Raw genomic sequence first — 17853 nt, 5'->3', positions numbered from 1 at the left:
AACCCGCCTTATAGCGCTGGCCAGACCAGCGCGAACGACAACAATGCCAACCTCAAGTACCCGACGTTGGACGCCAGGATCGTCGGCACCTACGCCGCCCGATCGACTAGCACCAACAAGAACAGCCTCTATGACTCCTACATCCGCGCCTTCCGTTGGGCCACCGATCGGCTCGGGGAGCAGGGTGTCCTTGCGTTCGTCTCTAATAATGGTTGGGTTGACGGGAACACCGCCGACGGCATCCGCAGGAGCTTTGCGGACGACTTCAGCGATGTCTACCTCTATAACCTACGGGGGAATGCTCGCACTGCCGGGATACTTAGGCGGCAGGAGGGCGGCGGCATCTTTGACTCCGGGGCCCGGACTGGCGTCGCCGTGCTCATTGCCGTCAAGAATCCCGCCCGCACCGGGACGGCCCGCATCCATTACCACGGTGTGCCCGACTACCAGACCCGCGAGGAAAAACTCTCCGACCTTGATGAGGCGTGTCTGTCTACCGTCGGTTGGCGCACCATCACTCCTAACGAGGACGGGGACTGGCTGAACCAGCGTGACGAGAGCTTCGCCACCTTCCCCGCTATCGGTATTAAGGATGTCAAGGATCCCAGCTTGCGCCATTTCACCCTGCATTCGCGAGGCATAGCGACTAGCCGGGACGCGTGGTGCTACAACTTTTCGGCCGACAAAGTCGAGCACAATATGCGACGCATGCTCGACACATACAATGCCGAAACCGCAGCCGGACACACCAAGGCTGAGCAGCTCGACAACAACCCCACGAGGATCAGCTGGAGCCGAGGGCTCGTCGCCGATGCCCTCTGCGGCCGCCATCACCAATATCGTTCGGAGCGTCGTTATCCGGCGGCGACTTACCGGCCTTTCACCAAGCAGAGCGTCTACTTTGACCGTCCGCTTAACGATATGGTCTATCGGTTGGAATCAATCTTTCCCACCCCTCACCACACCAACCTCGGCTACTACATCGTCGACTTGGTGAAGCGGGTGACCCGGGTGTCGGTTGAAACCGTCAATATCGTGAGGTCACTTCCTGAGTTGCCGATCTGACTATGTGTCTGCCAGGTGGCCAATCGACTGCTCATTGTTGGCACATCGTTGTGGGGCCGCGCCGAGGTGGTGAGGCGTCGATTTGGGTTCAGGGCAGGTAACCGTATATTCTTGTTCAGTTCCCGAAGGAACCCCCGAACCCAACGATTGCGTCGGGTGCGTCATGCACCCGGCCCTGAACAGGAGATCTCCCAGTGGCTGCTGTGTGTGACATCTGCGCCAAGCGCCCCGGTTTCGGACACAACGTCCCCTGGTCGAAGAAGAAGACCAATCGCCGGTGGAGCCCGAACATCCAGCGCGTCCGTGTCGTCGAGAACGGCACGCACAAGCGCATGAACGTGTGCACGTCGTGCCTCAAGGCTGGCCGAGTCAGCCGCTGAGCAATTGCGTTCGACGTTAGAACCCGCCGTAAGGCGGGTTCTTTGTCGTTGTGGGTGTCATTGCCCGTCGGTACGGTGACACTGTGAATGCAGTGACCAGGTGGCACACCCGCAGCCAGCAGGAGCTTCATCGCCCTTTGGCGGAGGCGGTGGGAGCCAAGACGGCCAAAGCATTTGCTGCGATGCACGTCGAGACGGTGGGCGAGGCCCTCGGTCACCTTCCGCGTCGTTACCTCACCGGTACCGAAACCACGGATTTGTCCCACCTCGTCGTTGACACCGAAGTCGCCTTGGTGGCCGACGTCGTCGGCGTCGAGGTCCACACCAACAAGACCGTGACAGGTCGAGAGAGGCGACCGCGTCAGCGGCTGGAAGTCATGCTGTCCGACGGCAACGCACGTCTGCCCGTCACCTTTTTCGGCAAACCTCACATCGTGTCCTACTGGCAGCGCATTTTTTCTGCCCACACTCACGGCATCTTCGTCGGCAAGGTGGGGGAGTTCCGGGGCAATCCGCAGCTCGTCCATCCTGACTTCGTCATGGTTGACCGCAACGGCAAGGTCGTGGCGGGTCGTGAGGAGGGCAAGGTGATGGCTGCGCAGGTGCAGCGTCACGGTTTGCTTGGTCTCTACCCGCAGACCTCGAAGTTGCGCACCTGGGAGATCGCCTCGGTGGAGTCGATGCTGCTCGAGTCCACCCCCGAACTTGAGGACACCCTGCCCGGATGGCTGCGTCAGGAGGCTGATCTGCCGAGCCTGTGGCAGGCCTACCACGCCATCCACCACCCGCATTCGGTGGAGGAAGCCAATCGCGGTGCCGAACGACTGGTGTGGGAGGAGGCCATCGCCACCCAGGTGACGATGGCGGTGCGTCGACGTGATGCCGAGAGTCATGATGCGCCGGTGTGTCGACGTCATGACGACGGCCTGCTGGCAGCCTTTGAGTCGAGACTCCCGTTCACCCCGACGGCAGGCCAGGACGAGATCAGCCAGGCCATCGACGCTGACCTGTCTTCCGATCACCCCATGCATCGACTGCTGCAGGGGGAGGTGGGTTCCGGCAAGACCTTCGTGGCCTTACGCGCCATGCTCCAAGTCGTCGACGCCGGGTACCAGGCCGTTCTGCTGGCACCCACTGAGGTTCTCGCCCAGCAGCATTACGCCACGATCACCGGGATGCTGAGGGAGCTGGCCGCTGGCGGTGGCCTGGATGCCCCGGAGAACTCCACCGGAGTTGCCCTGCTCACGGGTTCGATGAAGACGGCTGGAACCCGAACCGCCTTGGCCGACATCGCCTCGGGAGCGGCCGGAATCGTCATCGGAACCCATGCCCTGTTGTCAGGCAAGGTCATCTACAACAACATCGGTCTGGTCGTCGTGGACGAGCAGCACCGCTTCGGCGTCGAGCAGCGCAGTGTCTTGACGACTGGTGACGGTGCTCGACCTCACGAGCTCGTTCTCACTGCAACGCCGATTCCTCGCACGGTTGCCATGACGGTCTTCGGTGATCTCGAGGTGTCGACCTTGCGAGAACTGCCGTCCGGACGTGCCGACATCCAAACCACTGTGGTTGATCTGCCAGCCCACCGCTCGTGGCTCGCCCGCGCCTGGGAGCGCATCCGAGAGGAGTGCGAGGCCGGGCATCAGGTCTTCGTGGTGTGTCCTCGTATCAGCAGCGATGACGCTGACGACGTCGAGAGTGGTCGCCCGCCGACGGCTGCGGTCGAGGAGATCGCTCCTCAGCTGGCCTCCGGTCCGCTCACAGGACTGCGCATCGACGTCCTTCATTCTCGGCTGGACGCCGATGAGAAGAAGGCCGTCATGGATCGCTTCGCTGACGGTGAGTCCCAGGTCCTCATCTCCACCACGGTCATCGAGGTCGGCGTCGACGTCCCCAACGCCACTATGATGGTCATCATGGACGCCGACCGCTTCGGCGTCTCCCAGTTACACCAGTTGCGCGGACGTATCGGGCGGGGAAAACTGCCGGGCCTGTGTCTTCTGGTGACGACGGCCCTGCCCGGAACGACGGCCCGTGAGCGGCTCGCCGCGGTGGCATCATCCCGTGACGGCTTTGAGCTGGCCGAATTGGACCTGGCCCAGCGTCACGAGGGCAATGTGCTCGGATCCTCCCAGTCGGGGTATTCCTCGCCGCTGCGGTTGTTGCGGGTGCTCGACCACGCCGAGATCGTCACTGCGTCCAAGGATCTCGCCGAACGGTGGGTGCAAGAGGAACCTGAGGATCCCCGGCTGCTCGACGTCGTCACCGCGACGGAAATGCTGGCTGAGGGCGATCTCATGGAACAGGGATGAGCTGCCCAGGCGTGACGAAGGTCCGGAACGTTGATGACGATCCGGACCTTCGCGAGTGGTCTGTCAGTTGTCCTTGGGCTCCGGGCCGAAGGCGAAGGTACGGCCGGTGATCTGATCGGCCTGGACACGCACGTAGTTGCGCTTCACGGTCGGCACCCACGGCAGCAGGGGCATCTTGTCGCACAGCGCGAGCTCGGCCTCGTCGGTGATGACCTCGGCGCTGCCGCGCACGACGACCGACCAGCCGGTCTCCTCGGTCCAGCCGTCGGCCTCGAAGGCCACACGGTTGTTGGTGACGATGTCCTCAAGCTTGCTTCCAGCGGCGGTGCGGAAGACGATGCTCTGCCCGTCGACGACGTAGTTGACGGGGAATACCTCGGGCTGGTCATTGACGCTGGTGGCCAGGCGGCCGACCTCAGCCGTGTCAAGGTAGCCCCAGCAGCTGTCCTCCGGGACCTCGGTGATCGGGTTCTCCTCATTGATCATGGAGCCATTCTTCCTGAACACGGCCCATTTCGGGAGCCGACCGGCACAAAGTTGCCGATATTGGTGAGGATGGCTCGCCACATGACCATGTCGAGGGGCCCGCGCGGTCCAGGAGTGGATGCAATGGGTACGGCGACGATGCGGGCAGGATCGAGCGAAACCGCTAGCCTGGAGGGATGAGCAGGATTATCTCGGGTCGTGCTGGCGGACAGCGTCTGGCCACCCCGCCAGGACGTCTCACACGTCCTACGACCGATCGGGTGCGCGAGGCTGTCTTCTCTGCATTGGCAGCCTGGAACGGAACGTCTGATGAGGCTCCCGAGGACCAGCTTGCCGGGCAAGCCTTCTGCGACCTGTTCGCTGGGTCCGGAGCGGTGGCCCTCGAGGCTGCCAGTCGCGGTGCATCGACGGTCCTTGCCGTCGACCGGGACCGCTCAGCGTGTCATGTCATGACGGAGAACGCCCGGACCACGCGCCTGCGGATTCAGGTGGCCGCCCAGACGGTTTCGACATTTCTCTCCGACAACCGGCAGACCTTTGACGTCGTCTGGTTCGACCCACCCTACGACTTGGCCGACGACGTCATGGATGGCCTCATCGCCGCCACGATTCAGAACGCCCTGGCCCATGACGGACTGGTCGTGGTGGAGAGGTCGCGCCGCAGCCGAACCCCTCACTTTCCGGAAGGGTTTGAGTCGTGGAACTCTCGTTACGGTGAAACCGTCGTCTACTACGCCCAGCGCAACCGCGAGCCCATGGAGCAGCAGTGAAAGCAGTTTTTTCAGGATCCTTTGACCCCATCACCCTCGGCCACGTCGACATCGTGACGCGAGCCGCCGAGCTTGTTGACGAGGTCGTCGTCGGGGTGGCGGTCAACTCGGCCAAGAACGGCATTTTCTCCATGGAGGAGCGGGTGACCTTTGTCCGGGATGCCGTCGCTGACATCCCGGGTGTCGAGGTCGCCCTCGTCGATGGGTTGCTCGTCGACTTCTGCACCGAGCAAGGAGCTGACGCGATCATTCGTGGCCTGCGCTTTGGTGGGGATTTTGACTACGAGCTCCAGATGGCCCACCTCAACAAGGCCATGAGCGGGATTGAGACGATCCTGCTGCCGGCTGGGCGCGAATTCGGGACGATCAGCTCCTCCATGATTCGCTCGGCGGCATGCAACGGGGGCAACGTCTCAGAGTTCGTGCCAGCCATCGTCGATGCCGCGCTGCGAGAGAGGTTCCCGCACTCATGACTACCGGGTGTTCTTGGGCCATGGCCAGTCCTCTGGGAGTCGACCATGAGGTCGCAGTCAGCAGGTCAGCGGGCTAGAGCACTGGTGAGGGCCTCTCGGTCTGTGAGCCCATGGGTGGGATGAAGGACGAGCTTGGGCGCTCGTCCGGTCTGTATGGCTTCATCAACCCACCGGGCGAAGAGATCGCCCATGGGGAAGGACACCGACCGTCCCGCCCCGGTGTCCCAGTCCGCGCTGAATTCCAGCGGCTCATCGGTCTGTTCCTGAGGCTGGGCGTTGTGCAGATCGGGCAGCATGTCCGACATGGCCAAGGCTTCCGGCTTTGGCTTGCCGTCGTTGGTGAACAGGCCGAGCGAATACTCCAGCTTCGGGAAATCCAACAGCTGGTCTGACACGTCGTGGGAGCACCACCATGTCACCGCCTCAAGACTCGGGGTGGTGGCCACCGAGGCCAAGGACGACGTGACGAAGTCCGCTGCCCGGTCGTCGGGAACGTGGCTGCGAGGCGCACCAATTTCCTGCAGCCAGAGTGGACGGTGGGGATCAGGGCTCCAGGCCCGGGCCAGTTCGAGCAGATAGCGCGGGAACCACGTCAGGGCGGGATGTCCCTCCCCGAAGTGCGGTCCGACCTGAGCGAACACCCAGGAATGGATGGTCGTCGAGGAGCCCAGGGTGACGGCGTGACGCGGGGTGAAGGGATGATCGTCAACGAACCAGAGGTCGTCGTCGAACCCGAACCAGAATCGTCCGTCTGGCCACTGGTCCCGCATGGTCCCGAGCATCGTCTCCAACCACGTCTGGGCCTCATCGATGGTGCACCCGCTGCGCGTCGGATGATGATGCCCCGGGGCCAGAGCCGCATACTGCGGGAACTCATTGCCCACCGTCATGCCGGTGACGTTCGGCTCTTCCCGCAGGCGTGTTGCCAGTTGGCTGATGAGTTCGGTCTGGCCAGCCTTGACGAGCGGATCGGTGAAGAGATTTGACTCGTGCCATGTGACCACCCAGGAGGGCAGGAAATCATAACTCGACAGATGTCCGTTGAGGGCGTCGACGGTGACCTCAAGGTCGAATTCGCCAGCTGCGCGCACGACGGAGACGACGTCATCGAGGGCGCGGGGACGCACCAGACCGCGATTGGGCTGCAACAACGGCCACAGTGGGAAGATCCGTACGTGATCGAGGCCCAGTCGTGCAATTGCTTCGAAGTCGCGTCGTGTCGCATCGATATCGAGGTCAAGCCAGCTGTGGAACCATCCCTGCGACGGTGTGTGATTGACGCCAATCCTCATCGGTTGCGTCCCAACCTCAAGGTCGCAACCTGGAAGGGACGCATGGACAGACCGATCGTGTCGTCAGCAAGGTCAGCGGTGATGACTGACGGACCGGCCTGGGCGTGCGGGTTGCCCTCAAGGGGTTCCTCGAGCAGGTCGGACTCGACGGCGGACGTGGCGCCAAAGCCCACCGTCATAGTGGTGTGAACATGACGCCCGTAGGGCTCGTACAACCGGACGATGACGTCACCAGAGCCATCCTCAGCCAATTTGACGGCCTCGACCGCAATGCCTTCGACGCTGACCAGTGGATCGACCGGCGATCCCTGACGACGACGTACGCACAGGTTGGCGGCATACCCGTCACGCACGGCATCGGTGAGATCGGCTCCGACGTGCAGAGTGTGGAAGAAGTCATGCTCTCCCTCGTCAGCGCGCGGGTCGGGGTAGCGGGCTCCCTTGAGAAGGGAGGCGCGGGCCATCGACCACGTGCCACCGTTGTCCTTGGGATGGCGGGACACATTCCACCCATAGGTACCGGAGTTGGCGATGGCGACGCCGAATCCGGGCTCGGAGATGTACACCCAGCGATGGGCATGAACCTCGAAGCGGAAGGCATCCCACGAGGTGTTGGTGTGGGTGGGGCGGGTGATGTGACCCATCTCGATCTCGTAGTCGGCGTGATCGGTGTGGACGTCCACCGGCCAGGCCAGTTTGAGCAGACTGTCTCGTTCGTGCCAGTCGACATGGGTGCGTACCTTGACGCGCGGATCTCCCGGATTCACGGTCAGCGACTGGGTAGCGCGGGAATCCCCGAACGTCCTTGTGACGCTGATGGTCACCGAATCACCGTTGCGGGACATGGTGGCCTTGCCATCATCCAGGTCGGTGACGTTGTTGGCGTAGAAGGGATCGATGTCCCACGCGTCCCACATGTTCGGGAAGTCAGGGTGAATTTGGAGAAGATTGCCACGCTGACCAGCTGGGATGGCGTCGCGACCGGAAGCAGGGTCGACGAGGTGGGTGATGAGGCCGTGCTCGTCAACGGTAAGACGCAGCAGGCCATTGTCGACGACGAATCCGTCAGCCGCATCCTCAGCCTGAACCCCGTGGGCAATTGCCGGAGCAACTCCGGCACCCATGGCCACGGTGGAAGCCCACGGACGAGTCATAGGAGCAGAATCGAAGACGACCTGCTCGTCACCCTCTCCGGCTAGCAGCTCCTGGGCATGGTGAATGAGCTCGGTGAGTTCGTCAGAGATGCGCCGGTGATCGGCGACGACCTCGCGATACACCCACGCGATCGCCGATCCAGGCAGGATGTCGTGGAACTGGTAGAGACAGATGGTCCGCCAGATCTCGGCCAACCACTCACCGGGGTAGTCCATCAGGCCGCGTACCGCTGCGGTGGCGCACCACAGCTCGGCGTCGCGCAGCAGGTGCTCATTGCGACGGTTGCCCTTCTTGACCTCGTACTGGCTGGTGAACGTGCCGCGATGCAGCTCGAGGTAGAGCTCTCCAACCCAGGCGCCCGGATCCTCGTGCTCGGCCTCGGCGCGGCTGAAGAACGTGGCCGGAGGCTCGATGGTCAGCTTGGGGGATCCGTCAAGATCGGCGACACGACGGGCCTGGGCGAGCATTTCGCGGGTGGGACCACCGCCGCCATCTCCATAGCCGAAGGGCACCAAGGAGGAATTGGCGCGGCCCTTGTCCTGGAAGTTGGACCTGGCGTGTTCGAGGTCGCGGGCCGAGAGGTCAGAACCGTAGGTGTCAGCCGGCGGGAAATGGGTGAAGATGCGGGTGCCGTCGATTCCCTCCCACCAGAAGGAGTGGTGGGGAAACTTGTCGACCTGGTTCCACGAGATCTTCTGGGTCAGGAACCACTGGGCACCGGCCAGCTTGGCCAGCTGCGGTAGGGCTCCCGAGTAGCCGAAGGAATCAGGCAGCCACACCTCGGGGCAGTGGTGGCCGAACTTCTTCATGAAGTACCGCTGCCCGTACAGCAGCTGACGGCACATCGCTTCCCCACCAGGCAGGTTGGCGTCAGACTCCACCCACATGCCTCCAACCGGGATGATCCGGCCGTCGGCGACTGCCTTCTGCAATCTGGCGAAGAGGTCAGGATGGTCCTCCTCCAGCCAGGCCGAGTGCTGAGCAGCAGGGAAGGCGAAGAGATGGGTGGGGTCATTCTCGATGAGATTGAGCTGGTTGGAGATGGTTCGAGCGACCTTGCGTCGGGTCTCGCGCAGCGGCCACAACCAGGCGGAGTCAATGTGGGCATGGCCGATGGCCGTCATCGTCTGGGCAGAGTCGTGGGCAGGACGAGCGAGGACTGGGGCCAACTCGGCCCGAGCAGCTGATGCTGTGGAGGCAACGTCGAAGAGATCGATTCTGTCCATGGAACGATCCAGAGCACGACGGATCTCCCACCGGCGCTCGGAATCCTCCGGTAGCTGGGAAGCCAAACCGGACAGAGTTATGATGTCAGCGATGAGCTCGCGGACCTCGTCGTGGACGACGACGAGATCAGCTCGCTTGAGGGTGTAGTAGGCGTCAGTCGAGGCAGTGAGTTTGTCCCCGTCCTCGGTTGGCTGGAAGGGAGGCTGGGCCAACAGGATCGGGTTGGAGGCAGCCTCGACGTAGATGTCGATGTGACCTTCCGTGTCGATCTCGACGGGAATCCACGTGTTTCGCGGGTTGAGAGCCTTGATGACCGACCCGTCCGGACGCACCACGAGGCCCTCGGACTGGAACCCGGGGGAGTCCCAGATGCCCCCGAGGTCGACGATCATCTCGAGATGGTCGTCGCGATGCTCCGGCGGAACGGTGGCCATGAGATGGAGCCAGGTCGTTCCCCATGGCGGGCCCCACTTGTCTCCCACCCGGAACGGCTCATAGCTCAGCGACAGCCCCTCGCTGATCGAGATGGGCTCTCCCTGTCCGCGGACTCCGGGGCGACTGTTCGGTCCCTCGGTGGTGTCAGTGACGGGAGCCCACTCGACGTCGAGTGGGCACACCGTGGTGGTCTCGGCGGGGCGAATCTTCTCAGCGAGATGACGGCGCACCCGACCGTCAAGAATGGGGGCGTGATCATGCATGGGGAGTCCCTGGCGGTTGCGACATTGACAACGGATAATTTCAGAATTGAAGTGTAGTGACTAATACGGTTTAGTCAACTCACTCGGAAGAAAGTGCCCAGACGATCTCCAACAGAGCGTTGCGAAGAGAGTCGGGCGCATCCTCGTCCAGCAGCATTGCGGTGAGGTCGAGGGGAGGACGGCCGCTTCGCAACAGGTCTGCCAAGCGAGTTTTCGTGGTGAATTCGATCTGAGCAGCATCGATGAGCGTGATGGCTCTCGTCATGAGGTCATCGGCGCAGTCGGACGAGGCCGAGATGGTGGTTTCGACGACCTCGTCCAGACGATGCTGCCCGAGATCAATCGTGACGGGACGCCCTCCTGCGTGGACGCTCACGCGCCATCGCCGCATCACAGCTGTGTGTGGACCTTCGCATGGACCGATTCGCAGCCGTCCATCGGAGTCGAGGTCGAGAGGAGTCGTCCGCAGGCTGTCGTCGTCCTCAAGCAAGTCAAAGTGGCCGGCAGCGCCCGGGACGACGACCAGAGTGAGATCGGTCGTCACGTCTCCTCTGGCCAACGGGTCGGTGGCAGTCGGAATGATGGTTCCAGGTTTGGCAAGGACAGGAACCTCGTCGATGGTGCGAGACATGGTGACGAAACGCTGTGGCGAGTAGGTGAGCCCAGTGAGGAGGTCGACCCACCGAAGACCATCATCGAGAGGGGGTAACCAGGTACGCGTGGTCGCGAGTCCCGTGACGGGGTCGCGTTTGCTGGTGACCGGCCGCACCAAGAGCTGGCTGCCGAACCAGTACTCATTGCGATCGACATAGGACTCCTCCCACTCTGGGTGAGTCCAGTAGGTAGGTCGGAGGAGAGGGCACAGGTCGCGATGGCCTGACAGATTCTCGCTGTGCAGATACGGGATGAGACGGTGACGCATCCGCAGGCACTGAGTCATGACCATCTCGGTTTCAGTGCGGTAATGCCACGGCTCCTTGGACCCGAACTCGTTCTTGGTCGAGTGCAGTCGATTGATGGGAGAGAGCACCCCGAACTGCGCCCATCGAGCCATGAGCTCGTCATCGCGGGACCCGAAGATGTGCCCACCGATGTCGTGGCTCCACCATCCGTAACCGATATTGGAGGCGGTGGCCGTGAACTCGGGCTGGAAGTCCAGAGTTTCCCAGGAGATGACGGAATCGCCCGAGAAACCAATGGGGTAGCGGTGAGACCCGGGTCCCGCGTAACGCGAGAAGGTCAGCGGGCGGCGACGGCCATCCGGGCGGGGGCGTCCCGAGTCGATGTGGTGAACGTGGTTGAGCATCCACAGTGGGTCCAGTCCGGGTACCGAGCAGGTCTGTCCTTGCTGCCAGTCCACCCACCACAGATCGACTCCCTCGTCCTCCATGGGATGAAGGACGTCATCGACGTACACCGTGGCAAAGTGTGGATCGGCAATGTCAAAGGGGATGGGATCGCCTGAGTCTGGGTCGACTCCCATGTCAGTGGCGACCTGTCGGTAACACTCTTCATGACGACGGATGCCATCGGCCGGGTGCAGATTGAGGCAGGTCCGTAATCCCCGCTGGTGAAGGCTGGCAAGGAAGGCGCGAGGGTCGGGGAAGAGTTCTCGATTCCATGTGTATCCAGTCCAGCCATGTCCCAGAACTGGGTCGATGTCGGTGAGGTGCCAGTCCATGTCAATGACGGCCACCGACAGCGGGATTCCGTCCGCCTCGAATCGATCCATGAGGGTCTCGTACTCGTCGGCGCTGTAATTGTGGTAGCGAGACCACCAGTTGCCCAGGGCCCATCGCGGAATAACCGGTTGCGGTCCGGTGATGCGGTAGAAATCTGCGGCTGCGGCAGCATAGTCATGGCCGTGGAGGAAGAGATAGACATCCTTGCCACCGGAATCAGCTGGGTTGTACCGACGTACCGGTTGAGACCATCGGGTGGGTCCGTCATCCTCCAGTGCGAGTGAATGAGAATCATCGAGGACGGCCCATCCCTGCGCACTCGCCACACCTGCGCCCATGTCACAACGGCCGTCGACGCAGTCGAGAGTGCGAGCGGTCCCGCCCAGATTGGTGGGGATTCCGAATGGGTTTTGCGAGAGTGGGTCATCGCCCCAGTGCCACACGGCGTGGTAATTGCCGACGCTCGTTATCGATGCGTGCAGCCCTTCCGGGGAAAACTCCATGCCGTCGTAGCGAAGCTCGTAATACCGGTTTCGAATGATGATATGGCCATTCGCCTCATCAATGGTGTTGGTGACCTCGTGGGGCGTGCGGTCCGCGACCACCTGTGTCGGTCGGTCCTCGAAGGGCTCCGTAGGGTCATCGCGCCACTCACAGCGAATGAGTCGATCAGTGATGAGGGTTATGCGGTAGTGATCTGTGGCAAGACAGGTTGTCTGAGGCATGACGTCTCCCAGCGTTGGGGACTCTCACCCTAATAGCCAATGAACCGTTCTGGAGGGCATCGTGAAGACATCGCTGAAACGTTTTACCCATTCTCCGGTTTGGCCCTAGGATGATGCTGCGCGGGTGAAGGCCATGTGCTCCCGGGCGAGGATGCCTTGTGACCTGCGCCCATCAGGGCATTCATGCTTCCGGAAGGGACCGTGGCTTCATGGGCAGGACGACGATCAAGGACATCGCCAGAGTCGCCGGTGTGTCGCCGGGCGCGGTGTCCTTTGCCCTCAATGACAAGCCTGGAGTTTCTGAGGCTACCCGAGCTCGTATCAAGGCTGTGGCCAAGGACATGGGATGGCGTCCGAACGTCGCCGCGAAGGCGTTGTCGGTCAATCGAGCCGGTGCTGTCGGTCTCGTCATCGCCCGTGACGATCGCAGTTTCGCCGGGGAAGGGTTCTTCCTGCACCTCATCGCGGGGATGGAGGAGGTTCTCACTCCTGCTCGAATCGCCTTGGTGTTGCAGCTGGTGGGCTCTCCTGAGGAGGAGTGTGAGGTCCATCGACAGTGGTGGGCTCAGCATCGTGTCGACGGTGTCGTCCTGGTCGACCCGGCCCGCAATGACCCGCGGTGGTCCCTCATGTCGGAGATCAACATGCCGTGCACCGTCGTCGGAGCCACGGAGGACACCCCGTTGCCCGGCATTCATATCGATGACGCCACTGCTGCGCGGAGCATCGTCAACCACTTGGCCGACCAAGGGCATCGTCGCATTGCCCATATCGGCGGTGACCCGACCCTTGAGCACAGCATGGTCCGACGCCAGGTCTTCGCCCAGGAGGCGGAGAGTCGCGGAGTGGTCGTCATCGAGGCAGCGGCCAGCGACTACTCCGAGCAGTCCGGAATTCAGGAGACCAGCGCTCTTCTTTCCAGGCCTGACCGTCCCACCGCCATCGTCTATGACAATGAAGTATTGACTCTGGGGGGCATCACCTCCCTGACGCAACACCGGTTGCGGATTCCTGCTGACGTCTCGGTCGTGTCCTTCGAGGATTCCCCGACATGTCGAGTGATACCGCCCGGAATTACCGCTCTGCGTCGTGATCCGTCAATTCTGGGTAGGGACGCCGTCGCGATGTTGATGAGCATCATTGATGGCCAGGACGTGGAGGACATCACCGAGCAGCCGCCTGAACTCGTCGTCCGGGGTTCCACAGGGCAGCTCTGAACGTCTGCCTGCCCCGGGACATTGGAATTGGCCAACGACAAGACGGTCGGAACCCTTCTGGTTCCGACCGTCTCCTGATTTGGGTGTGGGTCGCTCAGCCTTTCACGCCGCCGCTCTCCACGCCACGGAAGAAGACCTTCTGCATCGAGGCGAAGACGACGATGATCGGTATGAGGGCGATGATCGTTCCGGCTGCGACCTCACGCGGGTCGGTCGACATCGTTGAACTGAGGTACTGCATGCCGACGGTCAGGGTGTACTTGTCAGGATCGTTGAGGACGACCAATGGCCACAGGAAGTCGTCCCAGGCCCCGATGAAGGAGAACACCGCAACCACCGAGGCCATCCCCTTGATGTTGGGCCAGACCACGTGCCGGATCTTGTCCCATGTGTTGGCTCCGTCAACGGTCGCCGCATCGAGGACCGACGGAGGGACCGCCCGACAGGCGGTGGCCATGAGGAGCACGTTGATGGCACCGACGACACCGGGGATGGCGACGCCGGCCAAGGTGTTCGCCAGGCCCATGCCCTTGATGACGAGGTACTGGCTGGTCAGCGTGACCTCACCGGGAAGTAGGAGGACCGACAGCAGGATGCCCATGACGACCTTCTTGCCGCGGAATTTCATGCAGGTCAGCGCATAACCTGCCAGGGAGGCCAGCACGACGTTGCCGATGACGCAGACCGCGGCGACGATGACCGAATGCCAGGCGTAACTGAAGATCGGGACGACATGGGCAACGCGACGGTAGGCGTCGACGCTGAAGTCTTGGGGGATGAGATGGGGCGGGAAGGAGTAAACGTCCTCGCTGACGCCTTTGAGGGAGGTGGACAGCTGCCACAGGAAGGGGCCGACCGAGATGATGACCACGAAGATCAGCAGGATGTAACGCCCGATGAGTCCGGCAAGGGTAGGGCGGGTTGGGTCGAATGCTCGCCGGCTACGCCACGGCTTCTGCTTGACAGGACGAGTTGGGCTGGAGGTGCTCATGCCATCGTCTCCTTCGTGGTGGCCTGGACGGCTGCTGCCCGGCGGGCACGACGGCCAGCCTGCTTGGGCTTGCGGCCAGACCGCAGGTCCTTGTTGTTCGCCCAACCGATGGTTGCTAGCGGAATGAGGGTGAGGAAGAACAGCACGACTGACAGGGCCGACGCATAGCCGAGCTGTCCGGACAGACCGGTACCGACCTGTTTGATGATCATGACGAGGCTGGAGTCCTCACCGCCTGGGCCACCAGTTCCATTCGTGAGGACGTAGAGCTCGGAGAAGATCCTCATCCCGGACACCGCAATGAGGGCGATGATGAGAACCATGGCCGGCCTGATCCCGGGGATGGTGACGTTGCGGAACCGCTGGAAGCTGCTTGCGCCATCGAGGGCGGCGGCTTCATGGAGGTCATGGTCGACGTTTCCGAGCGCCGCAAGGTAGACGATCATGTAGTACCCGAGGCCCTTCCACACCGTCAGCAGGATTGCGCAGCCCAACAGCTTCCACCGATCGACGAGGAAGGGGATGGAGCTGTTCGCGACACCCATCCACTGCAGGGACTGGTTGATGAGACCACGGGAGTCGAACATCCAGCTCCAGATGAGGGCCACGACGACGACCGAGGCAATCACCGGGAAGTACGCCACGGTACGGAAGAACGAGATCCCGGGGATCTTCTTCTCGACGAGCAAGGCCAACAGCAACGGCAGGATCGTCAACAGTGGGATGCACACGATGACGTAGATGAAGGTTGTCGCCATGGCATTCCAGAACATGTCGTCGTGCCACAGCTCGACGTAGTTGTCGAAGCCGATGAACTCCCCGCCGACGAGGGGCCGGGTGTTCGTGAAGGACAGAATGATCGTGTTGATGAAGGGGTAGAGGGCGAACACGACGGTCCACACGACTGCCGGAGCCACCAACAACCACGGGGTGTACCAGCGGTGGGAGTTCATGGGCGCAGATCCTTGGCGGGGTAGGGGCGTTGTCAGCGGGGAGGTGAGCCGGCCCCGCGCGGGGAGCGGGGCCGGCTGAGGATCACTTCGCGATGTGGTCGTTGCAGTACTTGACGGCGTTATCGAGGGCGTCCTTGGCCTTGATGTCACCACGCATGGCCGAGGAAATCTGCTGGCCGACGTAGGTCTTCATGGCGTCGGTGTAAGCCATCGGCTCGCCGATCTGCGCATCCTTCATCTCCTCCGCGAGGGCCTCGGCAGCCTTCTTCATCTGTGGATCATCGATGACCGAGGTGAAGGACTCCGGGTTCTCGTTGGCCTCCTTGGTGCCGGGCAGGAAGCCCTGGGCCAGCTTGACGAACTCGACTTGGTTCGCGTTGTTGGTGACGTACTTGGCGAAGGCCAGCGCCAGGTTCGGGTTCTTGGAATCGTTCGAGACGCAAATACCCTGGACGAAAAGCGGTGGAACGCCGATGCGCTTCGTCATCGCGACGTGAGGAGCGAGCTTCGGGGCGTCCTTCTTGAGATCGATCGGGAAGGAGGCCGAGCCGGTGGTCCAGGCAACCTTGCCCTGGATGAAGAGCTTGGAGTTGCCCAGGTAGTTGTTCTGCAACACCTCCGGCGGCATGGCCTTCTTGGCATAGAGCTCGACGTACTTCTCGATGATCTTGACAGCCTTGTCGGTGTTGAAGGTGAATTTGCCGTCCTTGAAGACTTCGACGTCCTGGGCTGCGAGATCGCCGAGGGTTGGAGCGGTGGAGATGAGGGGCATCTTGCCGCCGGACTTCTCAGCCATGGTGATGGCCTGCTCGTAGAGCTCGTCAAGGGTGGTCGGCAGCTTCTTGGGGTCGAGACCGTACTCCTCGAAGGCCTGGGTGTTCCACCAGTTGAGGTCGGTGCCGAGGTACCACGGGTAGCCGTAGACCCCGTCGTGACCATCAAAGGTGTAGGCATCGATGCCGCCCTTGGTGTATGTGTCGATGGTCTTGGTATCGGCCTTCTTGAGGTCCATGACCTTGTTGGCCTTGAGGAGTTGCCATGCGAAGTTCGGGGGCATGTTGACGACGTCGGGCAGTTGACCGGCGGTGGCCTGCTGCTGGACCTTCTCCTCGTAGCCCTCACCCGGCTGGTCAATCCACTTGATGGTCGTGCCGGGATGCTCCTTCTCGAAGGACTTGACGAGCTTCTCGAAGTACGGGGTGAATTTCTCGTTCTTGAGCGACCAGGTCTGGAACTGGATGCTGCCCTCGAGCTTGGCGGAGGAGTCGATGGATGCCTGGCCCGACGGCTTGTCTCCCGATCCGCTCATGCCGCATGCGCTGGCAGCCAGGACAGTTGCCAGTGCGGCCGTACCACCGAGAAGTTGACGTCGGCCGATGGTGAGGTTTGCCATGTTCTCTACTTCTTCCTTGAAGGGGGTCCCCAGTGGGATCCGACTCCAGCGTCGGTGTCGAATCCCAGCGAACTAATACGCTTTAGTTCAGAGTGCCTGAAACGGCGTGCACAGTCAAGCTGACACACAGTTTTGGTCTGGCGTCGATCTCCGTTGTACAGTGGCCAGTCGGTCATGACCTCGTCGTGTTCCACTGGTCGAAGGGATCTTTGCGATGAATACCACCCATCGCCACCCCGACGCACACTCGGATCTCGTCATCGAGACCCATTCGCTGCGTCGGCAGGTGGGTCAGATGACCCGGGTTCAACGGACGGTGCCCGCTCCGGCGGATCTCGGTGTCGACATGATCGGCGTTCCCGAGGACTCCCCTCTCGATCTCGACCTTCGGTTGGAATCAGTGGGTGAAGGAGTTCTCGTCACCGGGGCCGTCGAAGCCACCCTGAAGGGGGAGTGCTCTCGCTGTCTGGATCCCATCGAGGAGGATCTCGTCCTCGACATCCAGGAGCTGTACTTCTACCCGGACAAGGAGGCTGAGGAGGACGCTAGTCGGGTCAGTGCCGAGGAAACGATCGACCTTGACCCTGTCGTCCGTGCTGCGGTGGTGCTGAACCTGGCGTTCAGCCCGCTGTGCCGCGACGACTGTGAGGGACTTTGTCCAGACTGCGGCGCCAACCTCAACGAGGACCCGGACCATGACCATCCGGATCGGATCGATCCACGTTGGGCGGCTCTGCAAGGGCTCGTCAGCGAGGATGATTCGGACAAGTCCTGAACGTTCCCCTCAACGGCGTCCGTATCATACGGATGCCACACCTGAAGCACACCAAGGAGAAGATCGTGGCCGTCCCGAAGCGGAAGATGTCCCGCAGCAATACCCGGCACCGTCGTTCGCAATGGAAGACGGTTGCCACCAATCTCGTCACCTGTGCCAATCCGGCGTGCGGTGAGAAGCACCTGCCTCACACCGCATGCCCCGCGTGCGGCGAGTACGGCCCGCGTGGTGATCGCCGCCAGGTTGCCGAGGTCTGAGA

Annotated in this window: 15 protein-coding genes; 8 read left to right on the top strand and 7 right to left on the bottom strand. The window is 62.2% G+C overall.

The annotated features are described in order from the left end of the window. The 3 genes from HMPREF9153_RS12285 to HMPREF9153_RS00305 all read left to right on the top strand — a co-directional run. On the top strand, nt 1-1065 hold a 1065-nt coding region (locus tag HMPREF9153_RS12285), incomplete at its 5' end, for a type ISP restriction/modification enzyme (RefSeq protein WP_004808628.1). A 194-nt stretch (nt 1066-1259) separates the two neighbouring features. Then, on the top strand, nt 1260-1445 hold the full coding sequence (gene rpmB, locus HMPREF9153_RS00310) for a 50S ribosomal protein L28 (RefSeq protein WP_002514277.1): 186 nt from the start codon (nt 1260-1262) through the stop codon (nt 1443-1445). A gap of 92 nt (nt 1446-1537) precedes the next feature. Continuing rightward, on the top strand, nt 1538-3757 hold the full coding sequence (locus tag HMPREF9153_RS00305; protein ID WP_004808627.1) for an ATP-dependent DNA helicase RecG: 2220 nt from the start codon (nt 1538-1540) through the stop codon (nt 3755-3757). A gap of 63 nt (nt 3758-3820) precedes the next feature. Here the strand turns inward: HMPREF9153_RS00305 and HMPREF9153_RS00300 are convergent, their stop codons facing one another. Next, entirely contained in the window at nt 3821-4243 is a 423-nt protein-coding gene (locus HMPREF9153_RS00300; protein ID WP_004808626.1) for a pyridoxamine 5'-phosphate oxidase family protein, read from the bottom strand. Nucleotides 4244-4419: 176 nt separating this feature from the next. On the opposite strand from HMPREF9153_RS00300, the gene rsmD reads away from it, so the two are divergent. Beyond that, on the top strand, nt 4420-5013 hold the full coding sequence (rsmD, locus tag HMPREF9153_RS00295; RefSeq protein WP_080564842.1) for a 16S rRNA (guanine(966)-N(2))-methyltransferase RsmD: 594 nt from the start codon (nt 4420-4422) through the stop codon (nt 5011-5013). After that, nucleotides 5010-5486, top strand: coding sequence for a pantetheine-phosphate adenylyltransferase (gene coaD, locus HMPREF9153_RS00290; RefSeq protein ID WP_004808624.1), 477 nt, complete (start codon nt 5010-5012; stop codon nt 5484-5486). The genes rsmD and coaD overlap by 4 nt, the downstream gene beginning before the upstream one ends. A gap of 65 nt (nt 5487-5551) precedes the next feature. Here coaD and HMPREF9153_RS00285 read toward each other — a convergent pair whose 3' ends face one another. The 3 genes from HMPREF9153_RS00285 to HMPREF9153_RS00275 form a co-directional block, all read right to left on the bottom strand. Continuing rightward, the gene (locus tag HMPREF9153_RS00285) at nt 5552-6778 is read right to left on the bottom strand and encodes a glycoside hydrolase 5 family protein (RefSeq protein WP_004808623.1); all 1227 of its coding nucleotides are present in this window, start codon (nt 6776-6778) and stop codon (nt 5552-5554) included. After that, the gene (locus HMPREF9153_RS00280) at nt 6775-9858 is read right to left on the bottom strand and encodes an alpha-mannosidase (RefSeq protein WP_004808622.1); all 3084 of its coding nucleotides are present in this window, start codon (nt 9856-9858) and stop codon (nt 6775-6777) included. The genes HMPREF9153_RS00285 and HMPREF9153_RS00280 overlap by 4 nt, the downstream gene beginning before the upstream one ends. A 79-nt stretch (nt 9859-9937) precedes the next feature. After that, complete coding sequence (locus HMPREF9153_RS00275) at nt 9938-12265, bottom strand: TIM-barrel domain-containing protein (protein WP_004808621.1); 2328 nt, start codon at nt 12263-12265, stop codon at nt 9938-9940. Nucleotides 12266-12474: 209 nt separating this feature from the next. Between HMPREF9153_RS00275 and HMPREF9153_RS00270 the strand changes: the two genes are divergently transcribed. Next, the gene (locus HMPREF9153_RS00270; RefSeq protein WP_036979866.1) at nt 12475-13482 is read left to right on the top strand and encodes a LacI family DNA-binding transcriptional regulator; all 1008 of its coding nucleotides are present in this window, start codon (nt 12475-12477) and stop codon (nt 13480-13482) included. Between the two features lie 94 nt (nt 13483-13576). On the opposite strand, the gene HMPREF9153_RS00265 is transcribed toward HMPREF9153_RS00270, so the two are convergent. The 3 genes from HMPREF9153_RS00265 to HMPREF9153_RS00255 form a co-directional block, all read right to left on the bottom strand. Then, a complete protein-coding gene (locus HMPREF9153_RS00265; RefSeq protein ID WP_004808619.1) occupies nt 13577-14473 on the bottom strand; it encodes a carbohydrate ABC transporter permease in 897 nt (298 codons plus the stop codon). Then, complete coding sequence (locus HMPREF9153_RS00260) at nt 14470-15426, bottom strand: carbohydrate ABC transporter permease (RefSeq protein WP_004808618.1); 957 nt, start codon at nt 15424-15426, stop codon at nt 14470-14472. The genes HMPREF9153_RS00265 and HMPREF9153_RS00260 overlap by 4 nt, the downstream gene beginning before the upstream one ends. An 82-nt stretch (nt 15427-15508) precedes the next feature. Next, on the bottom strand, nt 15509-16819 hold the full coding sequence (locus tag HMPREF9153_RS00255) for an ABC transporter substrate-binding protein (RefSeq protein WP_004808617.1): 1311 nt from the start codon (nt 16817-16819) through the stop codon (nt 15509-15511). Nucleotides 16820-17033: 214 nt separating this feature from the next. Between HMPREF9153_RS00255 and HMPREF9153_RS00250 the strand changes: the two genes are divergently transcribed. Next, nucleotides 17034-17594, top strand: a complete 561-nt coding sequence (locus tag HMPREF9153_RS00250) for a YceD family protein (protein ID WP_004808615.1) — start codon at nt 17034-17036, stop codon at nt 17592-17594. A gap of 65 nt (nt 17595-17659) precedes the next feature. Then, nucleotides 17660-17851, top strand: a complete 192-nt coding sequence (gene rpmF / locus HMPREF9153_RS00245) for a 50S ribosomal protein L32 (RefSeq protein ID WP_015582493.1) — start codon at nt 17660-17662, stop codon at nt 17849-17851. The last annotated feature ends 2 nt before the right edge of the window (nt 17852-17853 follow it).

This window comes from Cutibacterium avidum ATCC 25577 (assembly GCF_000227295.1).
In the GTDB taxonomy this organism is placed as follows: Bacteria; Actinomycetota; Actinomycetes; order Propionibacteriales; family Propionibacteriaceae; genus Cutibacterium; species Cutibacterium avidum.
The sequence above is the reverse complement of the archived record's forward strand: the minus strand, read 5'-3'. Positions and strand labels throughout refer to the sequence as shown.

Excerpts from the sequence above, each read along its gene's own strand:
- HMPREF9153_RS00260 (WP_004808618.1), bottom strand. The coding sequence starts at position 15,426 with ATGAACTCCCACCGCTGGTACACCCCGTGGTTGTTGGTGGCTCCGGCA.
- HMPREF9153_RS00280 (WP_004808622.1), bottom strand. The coding sequence starts at position 9,858 with ATGCATGATCACGCCCCCATTCTTGACGGTCGGGTGCGCCGTCATCTC.
- HMPREF9153_RS00270 (WP_036979866.1), top strand. The coding sequence starts at position 12,475 with ATGGGCAGGACGACGATCAAGGACATCGCCAGAGTCGCCGGTGTGTCG.
- HMPREF9153_RS00250 (WP_004808615.1), top strand. The coding sequence starts at position 17,034 with ATGAATACCACCCATCGCCACCCCGACGCACACTCGGATCTCGTCATC.
- HMPREF9153_RS00255 (WP_004808617.1), bottom strand. The coding sequence starts at position 16,819 with ATGGCAAACCTCACCATCGGCCGACGTCAACTTCTCGGTGGTACGGCC.
- HMPREF9153_RS00300 (WP_004808626.1), bottom strand. The coding sequence starts at position 4,243 with ATGATCAATGAGGAGAACCCGATCACCGAGGTCCCGGAGGACAGCTGC.
- rsmD (WP_080564842.1), top strand. The coding sequence starts at position 4,420 with ATGAGCAGGATTATCTCGGGTCGTGCTGGCGGACAGCGTCTGGCCACC.
- HMPREF9153_RS00265 (WP_004808619.1), bottom strand. The coding sequence starts at position 14,473 with ATGAGCACCTCCAGCCCAACTCGTCCTGTCAAGCAGAAGCCGTGGCGT.
- HMPREF9153_RS00285 (WP_004808623.1), bottom strand. The coding sequence starts at position 6,778 with ATGAGGATTGGCGTCAATCACACACCGTCGCAGGGATGGTTCCACAGC.
- HMPREF9153_RS00275 (WP_004808621.1), bottom strand. The coding sequence starts at position 12,265 with ATGCCTCAGACAACCTGTCTTGCCACAGATCACTACCGCATAACCCTC.